Origin of the sequence: Enteractinococcus helveticum (assembly GCF_020742345.1) — a bacterium.
GTDB classification, from domain to species: domain Bacteria; phylum Actinomycetota; class Actinomycetes; order Actinomycetales; family Micrococcaceae; genus Yaniella; species Yaniella helvetica_A.
Genome location: NZ_DYXC01000106.1, coordinates 1 through 14211, shown reverse-complemented (window position 1 = coordinate 14211; position 14211 = coordinate 1). Strand labels below are relative to the sequence as shown.

General features: G+C 52.6%; 13 protein-coding genes. 5 read left to right on the top strand and 8 right to left on the bottom strand.

Features of this window, described 5'->3' with window-relative positions:
* Nucleotides 1–216: 216 nt before the first annotated feature.
* Complete coding sequence (locus tag K8V32_RS09745; RefSeq protein ID WP_303906504.1) at nt 217–609, bottom strand: oxidoreductase C-terminal domain-containing protein; 393 nt, start codon at nt 607–609, stop codon at nt 217–219.
* Between the two features lie 551 nt (nt 610–1160).
* Between K8V32_RS09745 and K8V32_RS09740 the strand changes: the two genes are divergently transcribed.
* From K8V32_RS09740 to K8V32_RS09725, 4 genes are all read left to right on the top strand, one after another.
* On the top strand, nt 1161–1865 hold the full coding sequence (locus tag K8V32_RS09740; RefSeq protein ID WP_303906502.1) for a FadR/GntR family transcriptional regulator: 705 nt from the start codon (nt 1161–1163) through the stop codon (nt 1863–1865).
* 129 nt (nt 1866–1994) lie between these two features.
* A complete protein-coding gene (locus K8V32_RS09735; protein WP_303906499.1) occupies nt 1995–3344 on the top strand; it encodes an MFS transporter in 1350 nt (449 codons plus the stop codon).
* Nucleotides 3341–4609: an alpha-hydroxy acid oxidase gene (locus tag K8V32_RS09730; protein ID WP_303906496.1), complete on the top strand. Its 1269-nt coding sequence runs from the start codon at nt 3341–3343 to the stop codon at nt 4607–4609. Before K8V32_RS09735 ends, K8V32_RS09730 begins: the two co-directional genes overlap by 4 nt.
* A gap of 343 nt (nt 4610–4952) precedes the next feature.
* Nucleotides 4953–5975: a restriction endonuclease gene (locus tag K8V32_RS09725; RefSeq protein ID WP_303906494.1), complete on the top strand. Its 1023-nt coding sequence runs from the start codon at nt 4953–4955 to the stop codon at nt 5973–5975.
* Between the two features lie 325 nt (nt 5976–6300).
* Here the strand turns inward: K8V32_RS09725 and K8V32_RS09720 are convergent, their stop codons facing one another.
* From K8V32_RS09720 to K8V32_RS09690, 7 genes are all read right to left on the bottom strand, one after another.
* Nucleotides 6301–7656: an AAA family ATPase gene (locus K8V32_RS09720; protein WP_303906491.1), complete on the bottom strand. Its 1356-nt coding sequence runs from the start codon at nt 7654–7656 to the stop codon at nt 6301–6303.
* 107 nt (nt 7657–7763) lie between these two features.
* Nucleotides 7764–8693: a hypothetical protein gene (locus K8V32_RS09715; protein WP_303906488.1), complete on the bottom strand. Its 930-nt coding sequence runs from the start codon at nt 8691–8693 to the stop codon at nt 7764–7766.
* Nucleotides 8694–9167: 474 nt separating this feature from the next.
* Nucleotides 9168–9323, bottom strand: coding sequence for a hypothetical protein (locus K8V32_RS09710; RefSeq protein WP_303906486.1), 156 nt, complete (start codon nt 9321–9323; stop codon nt 9168–9170).
* Nucleotides 9324–9617: 294 nt separating this feature from the next.
* Nucleotides 9618–11180, bottom strand: coding sequence for a tripartite tricarboxylate transporter permease (locus K8V32_RS09705; RefSeq protein ID WP_303906482.1), 1563 nt, complete (start codon nt 11178–11180; stop codon nt 9618–9620).
* 16 nt (nt 11181–11196) lie between these two features.
* On the bottom strand, nt 11197–11733 hold the full coding sequence (locus tag K8V32_RS09700) for a tripartite tricarboxylate transporter TctB family protein (protein WP_303906479.1): 537 nt from the start codon (nt 11731–11733) through the stop codon (nt 11197–11199).
* A gap of 102 nt (nt 11734–11835) precedes the next feature.
* Complete coding sequence (locus K8V32_RS09695) at nt 11836–12579, bottom strand: SDR family NAD(P)-dependent oxidoreductase (protein WP_303906478.1); 744 nt, start codon at nt 12577–12579, stop codon at nt 11836–11838.
* Complete coding sequence (locus tag K8V32_RS09690; RefSeq protein ID WP_303906475.1) at nt 12576–13586, bottom strand: tripartite tricarboxylate transporter substrate binding protein; 1011 nt, start codon at nt 13584–13586, stop codon at nt 12576–12578. Before K8V32_RS09690 ends, K8V32_RS09695 begins: the two co-directional genes overlap by 4 nt.
* Nucleotides 13587–13642: 56 nt before the next feature.
* Here K8V32_RS09690 and K8V32_RS09685 point away from each other — a divergent pair.
* Nucleotides 13643–14211, top strand: a 569-nt coding sequence (locus K8V32_RS09685; RefSeq protein ID WP_303906472.1) for an IclR family transcriptional regulator, incomplete at its 3' end; no start/stop codon positions are given.

Below are 14211 nucleotides of genomic sequence, written 5' to 3'. Positions count from 1 at the left end.
AGTCGTTGCCGCGGGCCCGGGTTTCGGGGATGACCTGTTGCCAGATGGCGTCGAATTCGTCGGTGTCGGGGGTGGTGTCAATTGGACTGGTGTCGATGGGCCCGTCGGCGGGGATGGGCCGCTGGGCGTATTCGTGGGCGAACGCCGCAGTCAGGTCTTGAAGTGTCATGGTTTGGGGTCTTTCTTCACGGATGCGTGCTGTGGCTGCTGGTGTGGTTAGGCGATCAGGGTTTTCAGCATGGTGGACACGTCGGCTGCAGCGTCGGCGTCGATATTTTTGCCCTTGGACAGGGCCTGTTTGACGGCCATGAAATCCAGGGGCGAATTGGCGCAGTCGGCAGCGATGATTTGGCCGTCGCGGTAGTACAGGACGCTGAATTTGCCGCGCTCGGTGTCGTGGCGGACCACGGTCTGGTCATAACCGGTGGATAGGCCTGCGATCTGGAGTTTGATATCGCCCTGGTTGGACCAGAACCACGGGATGCCCGCGTATTCTTCGGAGCGTCCCATCAGCGAGTAGGCCGCCACTTTGGCGTGTTCGATCGCGTTATTCACCGATTCCAGGCGGATGCGCTCGGCGGCGGGGGAGCCCGGGACCGGGTTGGGCATATTCGCGACGTCGCCGGCCACGATGGTCGTGCCGTCGGAGGCGAGGACATGCGCGTCGCTGGCGTAAATAACGCCAACGAGTTCACGAGGGGTGCCCCGATGACTTCCGCTACGGTCCTGCTACCTGAGATTGAGGTGCCGAACTCGCCGTTGAGTAAGTCCGCCATCCATGCAGAATAGTGCTGCCTGGGTGCCACACGAATTGCTATGTACTGGTGGAGGGTCGCAACGAAATCGACCAGAGATGCACCAAAGTGTATGACACGGTGATGCCGAGGTGCTTGAGGATCATCCTGGTCGTTGCATTACCCGCGTGATCCCCCGTGCTTTTGAATCTCGCGTTGGGCATTCACGGCAGCCCGGATGAAACTACTTGGGATGTTGGGTCGAAATCGTCGAATCAGTATGTGACCTTGAGCATATGCTTTGAATAGAACAGCCCGCTTGCGCAATCACATGATTTCGGCTTTTGTTCAATCGGTCGGAAGTTTCAGAGGTCGCCGAGGTTGATCCTAGATTTGTAGCAGAGTCCTGATGCGATAATGAGAGGGATGAAAGCACACGAAGTTGTTATGGCATGGGTTACTGATGAACTGGCGAGCGGTAGATTGCATATCGGTGATCATCTGCCGGGTGAGCGGCGGCTTGCTGAGATTTTAGATGTTTCGCGCAGTTCTATTCGTGAGGCCCTACGCGTCCTCGAAGCCCTAGGGACGATACGTACTTCCACGGGATCGGGGCCTCGGTCCGGGACCGTTATTACCGCAGCTCCTGAACAGGCAATGACGCTGGCTCTGAATCTACAGTTAGCCACCAACCAGGTCGAACATCATCATGTCTATGAAATGCGGCTTTTGTTAGAGGGGTGGGCTGCTCAAAACTCTGATCCCGCAGCAGGGCACTGGCAGGATGCACAGCGTCTACTTGAACTCATGGAGGACCCGAACCTTTCGGTTGAAGATTTTTTGCCTTTGGATGCAGAGTTTCACGTGGTGCTTTCTCGTTCCGCTGGCAACCCGTTGATCAGCACGCTTATGGATGCCATGCGGATAGCTATCGCTGATCACACCCTTGAGCGGGCGGAGGCACTTCCGGACTGGTCGAAAACCGCAGCGCGATTGCGGGAAGAGCATCGCGGCATTTATGACAGCCTTCGGGCGGGTAACAACGAAGAGGCTGTTGAGCGGTTGCAAGCGCATATTCGCGGCTACTATCTCGAGACTGCAGGGGCACAGTCCCAGACTGAAGAAGCATAAGTTCGCAATTTTTGTTGACGACTCGATGTGCTCCACCTTACACTTATCTGTGGTCAGACCACATGGTCAGGCCACATAAGGTTATTGCAGCCGTTGCAGGCTGTTCAGCATGTAAGTAAGGAGAACGTTATGGCAACGAGCCCTCCCGCCTCAACGGCGGTTCCACCACGTCTCAACTATCGTGTACTTCTTGGCAGTCTGAGTGGAAGTGTTATCGAATGGTTCGACTTTCTGGTCTACGGTACAGTGGCCGCGCTAGTTTTCAATAAACTGTATTTCCCCAACGATGACGCGTTTATATCCACTATCCTGGCGTACGTTTCCTTCTCACTTACATTCTTCTTTAGGCCCTTGGGTGGCATCCTCTTCTCCCATATTGGTGACCGAATCGGGCGTAAGAAGACTCTGTTTATCACGCTCATGCTGATGGGAGGTGGCACAGTAGCAATTGGACTATTGCCAACTTACGAGGCCATTGGTATTGCCGCGCCCTTACTGCTGATCCTGTGTCGAATCCTGCAAGGCCTTGCTATCGGCGGGGAGTGGGGCGGAGCTTTGCTGCTTGCCTATGAATACGCCCCGAAAAATCGCCGTGGACTCTATGGCGCGGTGCCACAAATGGGCATCAGTTTGGGCATGCTATTGGCCGCGGCGGTCATTGCACTGCTGACCAATCTCCCCGAAGAACAGTTCCTGGCTTGGGGGTGGCGAATCCCATTCGTCGGCAGTATCGTGCTCATAGCTATCGGATTGTTTATCCGTCATGGTCTAGACGAAACCCCGGAATTCAGGAGAATTCGTGAACAAGGCGCTCAGCTCAAGCTACCGATCAAAGAAGTTGTCACAAAACACTGGGGAGCAGTCCTGGTATCTATCGGTGCAAAAGCTGCGGAGACCGGTCCGTTCTACATCTTTGGGACCTATGTGGTGGCATATGCAACAGATTTCCTTGGAGTGCGTAACAACACCGTACTGCTTGCCGTAGCTGCAGCCGCACTAGTAGCGACGCTCTGGATGCCTATTTTCGGGCGAATTTCAGATAGTTATTCTCGTGAAAAACTGTATCGCTGGTCCTCATTGGCAACCATTGTGCTGATCGTGCCCTACTATCTGGTCCTAAATACTGGAGAGACCTGGGCGATCTACGCAGCAACTATATTGGGATTCGGCCTTTTGTGGGGCGGCGTCAACGCCATCTTAGGTACGTTGATTGCAGAAAATTTTGCTCCGGAAATCCGTTATACCGGTGCGACCCTTGGATACCAGCTCGGTGCTGCAATCTTTGGCGGTACTGCTCCAATTATTGCGGCTTCGTTATTTGAAATGAGCGGCGGCCAATGGTGGCCCATCGCTCTTTACGTTGCATTGTGCTGTGTTATCTCGATGATTGCATCGAAGTTCATCAAACAGGTAGCGCACATTGACACCAATAACCATGAAGTAGAAACCACCGACGTCGTAGCTAACGTCGCCCGATGAAAGGCAATCTCTTGGTCAAACGCCAACTCCCAAAACCCACAGAGCTTTTAGAGCTCATGAAATTCAAGAAATTCGAACCAAATGGTAAAAAACGTCGACTAGCCGGTGCACTCACCACCTACGATTTACGTCGGATTGCCAAACGTCGCACACCAGCGGCAGCTTTTGACTACACCGATGGGGCAGCAGAAGCGGAGATCTCCATGCGGCGCTCGCGCCAGGCGTTTGAGGATATTGAGTTTCATCCAGATATCCTACGCCCGGCCGAATTTGTCGATACAACCACCCAAATTTTGGGTGGGACATCCGCAATGCCCTTCGGGATCGCTCCGACAGGATTTACGCGTCTTATGCAAACAGAAGGCGAAGTCGCAGGTGCTTCGGCTGCTGGGGACGCAGGCATCCCATTCACGCTCTCTACTCTTGGGACCACCTCGATAGAAGATGTCAAGGCAGCCAACCCCACGGGTCGGAACTGGTTCCAGCTGTATGTGATGCGCCAACGCGAAATCTCATACGAATTAGTCAGGCGTGCGGCAGCTGCAGGATTCGACACGCTGATGTTCACGGTAGACGTCCCAGTGGCAGGATATCGTTTGCGGGATACCCGCAATGGTTTTTCGATTCCGCCCCAGTTGAGCCTAGGCACCATCCTCAACGCAATTCCGCGACCGTGGTGGTGGTTTGATTTCTTGACCACCCCGAAACTGGAATTCGCGTCCCTATCCTCGACTGGTGGCACAGTAGGTGAATTGCTGAATTCAGCAATGGACCCCACGATTTCATTTGAAGACCTGCGCATCATACGAGAAATCTGGCCCGGTAAACTCGTGGTGAAAGGCGTCCAGAACGTCTCCGACGCGGTCCAACTGATCGATCACGGCGTTGACGGAATCGTGCTGTCGAACCACGGGGGGCGGCAACTAGACCGTGCCCCGGTACCGTTTCACCTGCTGCCCGATGTTGTCCGTGAAGTCGGACAGGATGCGACGATTATGGTTGACACGGGCATCATGAGTGGAGCTGATATCGTGGCATCGTTAGCGTTAGGTGCAAAATTCACCCTCGTTGGGCGGGCATATCTCTACGGTTTGATGGCGGGCGGTCGAGAAGGCGTTGATCGAATGATCGAGATATTGCAAAGTGAGATTACTCGAACTATGGCCCTTCTCGGAGTCTCGAACATTGAGGAACTTGAACCGCGACATATTACCCAACTTCAACGTCTTAAACCACGCGTAGAAAAAGATGTAGAAGCACTATGAAGCCTTTGAATCGGGTTCTTTCGGAGCGCTTCTCCGCTCGGCCTGACCGGGCGCAGCCCTGAGACCACATAGGTATCCACTAGGGGGTGACAGTTTTTAGACTGTCGCCCCCTAGTGCGCGCCAGCGGGCCGAGGTGAAAGCTTTAGATCATTGCTCGCTTCGGAACTCGAGTTGCATTAGACGAGAGTGGAGGCGGTGTGGATGAAGGCAACCTCTGTTGCTTCGGCGTCGTTGATGCCCTGAGCTCGCATTCATACCAGCGCCGTTTGCCTGACAAGTCGATATTCCTCTCTAGGATGGGATTAGTTTGACGTCATCCTTTCTTGAACGGGGCAGAGCACAATGCGGAATGTCTGGGGCATCCATAACGACACGTTGACCAGTGAATTGGTGGAGGAAGGGTTCGTCAGTATCGGTTGGGATGCCGTCGGTGATCTCAGAAAGGTCCCGGGTGGTCGTGAAGGGCTCAAAGCTAGGCTGAATGCGATGCTTCCGGACTCCAAACCTCGTGCGATCGCAGGATGGGCTGGCATTCTGTTGAGGTTTCGCGATGAGATACAGCAGGGTGATGTTGTTGTAGCGCCTTATAAACCTGATAGTACGATTAATATTGGCGTCGTCACGGGTGACTACGAGTTTGATGAGACGGCAAAGGTCCATCAACACCGACGTCGTGTTCGGTGGGAACAGATCGGCCTTTCTCGAACAATATTCAGCCAGGCAGCACTCTATGAAGTTGGTTCTTTTCTCACGGTCTTTCGTGTTCGAGAGCATGCCGCCGAGTTTTTGGCTGCAATCTCCCAAGAAGCGAAGAGTCTCGAGCAGACTAGCGAAATTGTGGAGAAGACTGCTCCCGAAGTTGAAGTTGAGGTAATTCAGGAGCCGCGAGCTTCCCGCATCGAACGGCACACACGCGACTTCGTCAAAGAAACGCTGTACGAAGACCTTACACCGCGTGATTTTGAGGAGTTCATTGCTGACTTGCTGAAAAGTCTCGGCTATCAAGCACGGGTTACCCAATACTCTCAGGACGGCGGCATTGATGTCATTGCCCACCGTGACCTTCTTGGGGTCGAACCGCCGTTGATAAAAGTTCAATGTAAGCATCAGGTTGGTACGATCGGTTCACCGGAGGTGCAGCAGCTGAGCGGTACCCAGGGGCCCGGCGAGTTAGCGCTTTTTGCCACGTTGGGAACCTACAGCCGTGATGCTCGAGCACTTGAAAGACAGCGACCTGGGATTCGCTTGCTGACCGGAGAAGATATTGTAACGCTGGTGCTAGAACACTACTCGGCCCTCCCGGAGCGATGGCGTGCAGTTTTGCCTCTGACGCCTGTACTCGTGGTGGCGGATAGCGCAGAATGACGCACCGAGCAAGTGGTACAGGGTTAGCGGTCAGGGCAGCACGTGTTTGGCGGCCGTGTTCGAACCGGATGGCCGATGTGCGCCGTCACTTTTTCGCCGCGTTCTGAGGTGCTCTAAGACCGAAAGCTGGCCAGGTAGTTCGCATGTGACGTCGATGGAAACTTCGAGACCAACCAAACGCGAAGTCCTACCGGCCAGACTTGTAGATACCGGAATAGTACCCCGAATGCTGGTCTCACTAAAGGGCTGGGGAGGCCGTTAACACACATGCAGCGAGACTTATAGCCATATAGTCCGAAACGTTCGGTATCGCATTTCTTAGACGTTAGTAGAAATCTAAATACCCCCATTCATGTGTGCCTCCGAGGTATGGTCTAAGTTCTTCTGCTGTGGGGTCAAATTCCTCAGGATACGTAGGTAAATTATTTTCCGGATTTTGCAACTGGTTGACTTGGCGCGACTGCTGAATCCAGTCTTGAAGTTCTGTGCGCTTATCGACTTGGTAGGTTTCTAATTGTCGCTCTAAACTGTCCAGGTAATTATTCGCTCGCGTCCACCGCTCCCATTTTTCGGTTTCGGTGTTGAGCATCTCCAGGAGCTTGTCTTTACGGAAAGCTTCTATTGCATTTCTTCGAGCTTTTTCGCGGCGGTCTTTTCGAATTAATTCTTGACGCTCACGTTCCTGATAGAGCTTTTTCGTCTCTATATCTTGGACCCAGATCTTCACGATAAGATCCGGAAGCTGCTGCTCGACAAGTCGGACTTTGCCGTCACGGATCCCGGCAGACCTGCCATATCTCTTTTCTGCAATCTCCAGTCGACCGGTGGGGATAAATTCTCTTGCCCTGCCCTTCATCCACATAGGCTTGCGATGGGACAGGTTGTATCGATCTGAATAGGAGATCTCGGGGGCGTTAGTCCTTGGGATCTCTCGGACGAGAAGTTGAATCGTCGTATTCTCAGTTTCGATTATTACTTGTCCGTCCGAGACTGAACGACCGGTAACACGACTGTTCAGGTTTTCTGACTGAGGAGTGTAGAAAATTTTCCAACCTTGATGCTCACATTCAGTCAATAAGGCGTGCAACACTCGAGCAGCACGTTTAACCAGTGCCTCGCTCATGAAGTGCCAGTTGGTATCCGCTAGGAATGCTTTGGCAACTGGATGGTACTTTCGGACAGTGTCGGGGATAGAGATACTAGGGCGTTCAATAAAGTCTTCAAAATAGTCTTTAATGTATACGGTCGCCTTATTCGGTGGTTCACCGTACCGTAGCGTGGAGTATTCAACAGCGAGCTTTTTACCACGGGGCCGTGACTCTGAACTATTGAAGGAACGAATGAGTTGGTTTATATGCTCCTTGTCCACATCTTTTTCGATCGTCAGTTTGCCTTTTGCAGTCAGGGTTTGCTGGTAGAGGTCAGTGGCCTGTGAGGGACCAGGATAGGTTGCTTTAGTACTGGCCGCATTGGCCAGAATTGCGCGGCCCTTGGCCGTAATTGTGGCAGTCCATGATTCTCCCCGACCCGTGATTGTCACCATTCCAGAACCGGCAAGCAAACGTGCGGTGATCCTATGACCGTAGCCATCATTGATGTAGACGCCTTCAGGGCATCCCTCGGCAATCCATTTCAGAATTTCTAGCTGCCTTGCAGTCAGCTGTTTTATAGTTTCGGTCATCGTAATCTTTCATGTAAGTGCCTAATTGATTGTAGGAGTGCTGAACCTGAGCAACCTGGAGAGAAACCTCAATACGTCCGCTCAAGACTGGATAACAAGGAAGGACTTCACCACCAGCGTCTACGCGGTTTATATACAGTCTGTATTGGAATTTCTGATGGATCCAAGGGGCGCTCTGGAACTGCGCGAATATTGTAGGGAGTAATCCTCTCTTCTTCGAGCTGCTGACGGAAAGTTTCTACCGCATGTTGACCACCGAGTTGCATCAGCTCCTCCAGTGCATCCTCGAGTAAGACTCCTAATCGATGACATTCTGCCTCGAAAGCGTTTAACCGCTCATGGTTGCTGATAGCTCGATGTCCGCACCATTGTCGCAATAACTCATGTCTAGGGCGCGTATATTCGCGATACATTTGATATGCCCATTCTGAAGATCTCCACCCTGTGTCATCCTCGGATATAGGGCTGCCCTGATATCCGTGCTTGGATTTGTGCCTGGCTTCAGTTTCATCTTCCATGACTTTTTCTAGGACAGGTGTTGGGTTGACTCTGCATAGACGCTCAGCAATGACCACTGCAGCATGTGGGGACAGGACGAGTGTGTCATCCAATTCGAAGGACCTGCAGTTCCTGGCGTAGTCGCCGATATCAACTCCTAACATTTCGGAAAAAGTTTCGGAATCATGAACGTAAAGGATGTTATCGACGGGACGGTATATGAGATCGGCAACTTCTAGTGGAACCATCATGTCGAAGACCTGGTCCACGCAGCAACTCTCAATTTCGTCAAGCGTGTGCTCGGCTAATTTTGCCCACTTGTCCATGAGCTCATCGTATTGCTGTACTTCGTCCCAGAGGACTTTCAGGCGTGAGCCTGGGATGTTTTCCTTTCTCCCCTCATCGAAGGTGACAATTGCACGAAATTTGGTTTTGGTAACTTTTAAGTCTTTGATTAGAACTCGTTCTGACGGACTTTCTTCACGGAGTCGGTAAACCCAGTATTCACCCGGAGCGGCATCACGAAATGACTTGGTCATGGCTTGAATATACGACGATCTAGCCATGATGAACAGGTCGGTTATTCTGTTCCGCATTATTTCTCAAACATGGTATCGATAGCTGCGGTTGTGAGTTGCTGGAGCGAGTGCCACACGACCTGTAACGGCTTGTCAATGAGTCCGACATTTTGGTGTGGGTTTAGGAAAACAAAGACGCGCGGACCCCAGCAGCTTGTCTTTCAGTGCTCAGCTCAGTGTTCGATTTGGTAGGGATCGGATCAGAGAGTGCGCAAACATGAAAGCGAGAGAGTGTTAAGCGACTATGCCACAAGCTCCAGGTGCTGGCCAATTATATTCTGCAGATCATGAACTTGGAGACTATTGGTGACAGAAAAGGTAGCGGATCCTCGACAAGATCCGCTGCCTTTCGACTGATTTCAGAAAGTTCTTATTTCAAGATCATTTTGCTTTATGACGCATTCCTGCGGCGCAGCATCATGGTGATGGTTCTCATTATGATTGGTGTCTCGCCGGTTGCGATGAACCAGGGCACGCCAGCACCGGTTCGGGTAAGGTCGTTGTCGGTTCCAGGGTCTCATCTGCGGAGCGGGCGGTGAGCCATTGGTCTTCGTCGAGTGTTTCGGTGACCAGACGGGTTTCGCCGCACATGCCGGCTCCGGGAATCCATGTTTTGGCGTCGTCGTGTTGGATGCTGGCACACGCGCTCGCAGCGGTCAGTCTACGGCGACTAGTGCAATTATTAGGTGCAGTTGTCCAAGCTGTGGTTGGCAGACGGCATTGAGTGAAAACCTACTGGGCTTTTACATACCTGGACAAATCGTATCCGAATACGACCGGATCCGCTGGAGGAGGGGCCAGGGATCCGGCCGTATCGCGTGAGAAGTTATCCAGGGTTGTGCACTGAACTAGTCCACCTGAATGAGACAAGCGTGGTCACGTCGGTTAGGGGACGTTTGCGGAGAATTTGCTCTTGTCGCCGAGTTCGGTTTTGCGGCGTCGTGACATTTCACGCAGTGGTGGGAAGAGCAGTGCTGCGGCTGAAACGATAAATAGAATCATGGCAATTGGGCTGGAGAGGAATGCTTCCCAGCCTCCTCCGATGAGTGTGCGGCGGAGGTTTGCCTCGGCTAATGGGCCCAGGATGAGTCCCAGCACGGTTGGTCCGGCAGGGAAGCCCAAACGCAGCATGACCAGGCCGATGACTCCCATCAGCAGCATGACGGCAACATCGAAGACCGAGTTGTTGATTGAGTAGGTACCGACCATACAGAACACCAAGATGATGATCCATAGATAGGCCTGGTTGAGTTCCAAGAGCTTGACCATGGATTTCATGCGCAGCAGTGAAACCGCCAAGGACAACACGGTGGCTACGGCCAGGATGGCGGCAATGGAGTAGACCATTGATGGGTTTGAGGAAAACAGGGCGGGGCCTGGTTGGATTCCCCAGATCATCATCGAACCGATCAAAACGGCCATGACAGAGTCGCCCGGAATGCCCAGTGCCATGGTGGTGGTGACGGATCCGCCAAGTGTTGTGGTTGTTGACGTATCGCCGGCCATGAGACCCTCAAGGGAGCCTTTGCCGAATTTTTCCTTGTTCTTGGATACACGCCGAGCGTTATCCCAGCCGATGATCCCGGAGATATCGCCACCCACAGCCGGGACCAGGCCGATGACCGAACCGGTGGCCGCGCCCACGGCGGTTGGTTTGACAAGGGCCTTGGTGGTCTTTTTACTCGGCCACCATTGACCCAGCTGGCTGATGGGCTTGGTTTGGGTGATGTTCTTATTGTGGGTGAGCATCTGGTTGAGTACTTCGGCAACACCAAATAAACCGATAATGACCGGAATGAATGGTACCCCGGAGTTGAGTTCCAGGATATCCATGGTGAAGCGGGCGTCGCCGGAGACTGGGTCGCGTCCGACTGCGGCTAAAAAGAGGCCGAAACAGCCGGCGATGAGCCCTTTGATAATGCGACCGGATGATACGCCGATCATCATGGTGAGTCCGAAGACGACGAGTGCAAAGAGTTCTGGTGGCCCGAATTCCCGGGCAAATCGTGCCAGGGGGATGGCGATGACTGCTAACAGTACAATGCCCACGAGCATGCCGACTGCTGAACCGAAGGCCGAGACCGTCATGGCCAGGCCGGCTTTACCCTGTCTGGCCAATGGGTAGCCGTCGAAGGTTGTCGAGATGGAGGCCGGGGTGCCGGGGGTGTTGATAAGGATGGCTGGCACCCGGTCGCCGAATTGTGCTGCCACGTAGATGGTCAGCAATACGGCCAGGCCTTGCATGGGTTCCATGGTCATGGTGAATCCTGCGGCAAGTGCTACCGCCATGGTGGCGGTGACACCCGGGAATGCACCCACCAGCATTCCGACCAGCATCCCGAGCCCGATATACAGCAGGGTATCGACTTGCAGAATCACGCTGAAGCCGTCAACGACTGCGTTGGCGGTGACCAGGGATGGACCCATTAGTTCAAGAAAGTGTGTCATGGTGTTTTAGGGCCTTTCATCCGAGCGGAACGCGCAATAGCACCACAAATAAGATGTGGAGTACTGCAGCGATGATCCCGGGAAAGATAATTAGAACTTTCCACCCACGGAACCCGTAGAGCAGCACGAGTAGGGCAACGGTGACGAATGTGATGAGCCATAAGGTGATCACGTTAAACAGTGATAAATACGCTAGCAACACGACAAACGTTATGATCAGCTGTGTGGCGCCCCATCGGGTCATGGGGTTTGGGATATCTTTAGACGTTCGAGCTGGCACCACGTTGGTGGTCACCAACAGCACACTAAGTCCTACAATGGCCCATCCCAGCAGGGTAGGCCAGAAGCGCGGACCCAGTTCGCCGGTATCACGCAACGTGATGTTATTGGTGCCAAGAAGAATCGCAATCCCACCGGCCAGCGATAACACGACCGCGAGTAGCTCTCGTAGGCGTATTTTGAATTTTGTGTGCGACACAGCGCCGGAGTGATCGGATTCGATGACTCCGGTCTGCTGGCTGTGTTGCTGATCGTTAAAACCCTGATCGGTCATAGTGCCTCGATAGTCTTTCCAGCGGTATTACTCACCTTGAGCGAGTTCAATCCACGCGCCGTGGCGTTCATCTTCCTGCTCGATGAATAGAAATGCTCACTACTAATAGGTCGCCCTGCCTCCAGACAAGTCATAAACCGCGCCTGTCGAATAACTGCAGCGGTTCGAGGCAAGCCACGCCATCAGTTCCGCCGCCTCCTCTGGTTGCCCTGACCTGCCCATTGGAATACGTCTCATCAAACGTTGATAGGTACGATGATCCATCTGCTGATTTAGCGGGGTGGAAATGAGCGCTGGTGCTATAGAGTTGACCAGAACCCCGGATTCGGCCAATTCTTTTCCGAAGGATTTTGTCAGTCCGATCATGGCAGCTTTAGACGCCGAATAAGCTGCCTGAAAAGCGTTGCCTTCCTTACCCGCTATGCTCGCTACGTTTACAATACGGCCCCACCCAGCCTCCAGCATCGCTGGCGCAAAGTGTTTACACATTAGGAATGCACCGTCGACATTGACCCGAAATGTATGTTGCCAATGGTAATACTCAGTTTCAGTAACCATAGATTCAGGCCCTTGCACGCCAGCGGAATTCACCAAAATATTGACGATGTCCCCATCCTTAGAAATCTGCTGACGCAGCTGGACGACCTGTTGCTCATCGGTGATGTCACACCGGAGGTCCGCCCCTGATGCTATATCCACCGTCAAGGTTTTGACTCCACGAGAACGCAAAACGTTGGCACATGCAGCGCCGAGCCCGCCACTTCCACCGGTGATTAGGGCTAGGGCATCGGATGGATATTCTTCACTGCTTGCAATACTGCCGGTATTGCTCTCTAACTCATTCACTGTTCGAGCTCCATGTCATCGAATAACGGACGATTAATATCAGCCTGTTCTAAAACAAACTCATCCATCTCTGAAGACGGTCTATTTAACGGAATAATGTCCGCGTTAGTCATAGTGTCTTGAAATTCTTCATTTTCAACTGCTGTGCTCATTGCGTCTGACAAGACTTCAACAACTTCATCTGGCGTCTCAGCTGGTGCCATCATCCCGACCCACGTTGAGTGCTCGACGTCTATACCCAATTCTTTAGCTGTTGGAACATCGGGGTAGTCGTCCAGACGTTCCTCGGTCAACATCGCTAAGAAACGCATCTCCCCACCTTCCACCTGAGGTCCTAACAGGCCGATTGCACTGGTGGTGAAATCAACGTGACCTGATGAGGCGGCGTGGACTGCTGGAGCAGAACCATCGAAAGGAATACTCGAAAACTCGGCACTAGATTCTTCAATAATTCGTTGAGTTGCTAAATCCCACACTGAACCTACTCCTGGACTAGAAAAACTGATTTCACCAGGATTACTAACACCAGCCTCCAGAAGTTCATCAAGGGTCTCATATGGACTGTTTGCTGGTACCGCTATAGCCCCCGGCCCTGAAATACCTTGGCCAATAAAAGCGTAATTCTTTGGATCGATTTCATAGTCTTGAAATTGCAAAGTGGCAACTTCTGGGCCAGCCATCGAGATGGTATACCCATCGGCCTTTTGATCTAATAGCCATGTGTAACCAACGGATCCATTGGCACCGGGGCGATTCTCTACAATAATGTTGACCCCCAACTCCTCCTCCATCAACGGAGCAAGCGTGCGCGCAGTAAGATCCCCATCACCTCCTGCGTCCCAGGGAACGACCAGATGAATATCTTTGGCCGGGAAATCAGTATTGGCACTGTTTGACCCGCTGGCGCAACCAACCATTAAGACTAAACCAATAGCCGATAGGCCAATGTACGATAACTTCCGTGACATGGAAACCCCAATCTTTGTGACGTGAACAACAATTGCCACTATAATGAAACAGCGTTTCGTTCGTCAACACTGTTTCGATAACTGATAGGATTTACATGATTAGCGGAGCTTTGCCACGAGGACTTGCCGTATTAGAAACGCTGGCCCACCATCCTGATGGACTGACACTCGCCCAACTATGTACGAAGGTGGACATCCCAAAAGCTGCAGTTTTTCGGGCTTTATCTGACCTCATAGATGCAAAGTACGTGCGCCAAAGGAAGAGTGACGGTGTTTATATGCTTAGCATCCGATTCCCTGCACTAGCTTTAAAATACTTTTCGCAAACAGACGCTGCCAAGCTGGCGCAACCCATTTTAAAACGCGTTGCCGAACAAGCCCAAGAACACGTCCGAATAGCCCTAGTAGAAGGCGACAAACTCATTTTCATGGCCCATGAAGAAGGCTCTCGTAGCGCGCTGCGTTTTAACTCCGAAGCCGGAACGGAACCCCATCTGTATTATACGGCGACTGGCTGGGCTTGGCTTAGTGGGTTTAGCGATGAAAAAGCAATGGAGCTAGTCGCACAACAAGGCATCGGAGATCCTTCAGACCATGGGCCCAACGCTCCAAGCTCTATTGAAGAATTCCTCGCGCACCTCAAAGAAACGCGTGAGCAAGGGTA

What these genes read in the sequence shown, in the direction of transcription:
- K8V32_RS09745 (WP_303906504.1), bottom strand. Translation starts at nt 609, where the DNA reads ATGCCCAACCCGGTCCCGGGCTCCCCCGCCGCCGAGCGCATCCGCCTG.
- K8V32_RS09740 (WP_303906502.1), top strand. Translation starts at nt 1,161, where the DNA reads ATGAAAGCACACGAAGTTGTTATGGCATGGGTTACTGATGAACTGGCG.
- K8V32_RS09735 (WP_303906499.1), top strand. Translation starts at nt 1,995, where the DNA reads ATGGCAACGAGCCCTCCCGCCTCAACGGCGGTTCCACCACGTCTCAAC.
- K8V32_RS09730 (WP_303906496.1), top strand. Translation starts at nt 3,341, where the DNA reads ATGAAAGGCAATCTCTTGGTCAAACGCCAACTCCCAAAACCCACAGAG.
- K8V32_RS09725 (WP_303906494.1), top strand. Translation starts at nt 4,953, where the DNA reads ATGCGGAATGTCTGGGGCATCCATAACGACACGTTGACCAGTGAATTG.
- K8V32_RS09720 (WP_303906491.1), bottom strand. Translation starts at nt 7,656, where the DNA reads ATGACCGAAACTATAAAACAGCTGACTGCAAGGCAGCTAGAAATTCTG.
- K8V32_RS09715 (WP_303906488.1), bottom strand. Translation starts at nt 8,693, where the DNA reads ATGACCAAGTCATTTCGTGATGCCGCTCCGGGTGAATACTGGGTTTAC.
- K8V32_RS09710 (WP_303906486.1), bottom strand. Translation starts at nt 9,323, where the DNA reads ATGTGCGGCGAAACCCGTCTGGTCACCGAAACACTCGACGAAGACCAA.
- K8V32_RS09705 (WP_303906482.1), bottom strand. Translation starts at nt 11,180, where the DNA reads ATGACACACTTTCTTGAACTAATGGGTCCATCCCTGGTCACCGCCAAC.
- K8V32_RS09700 (WP_303906479.1), bottom strand. Translation starts at nt 11,733, where the DNA reads ATGACCGATCAGGGTTTTAACGATCAGCAACACAGCCAGCAGACCGGA.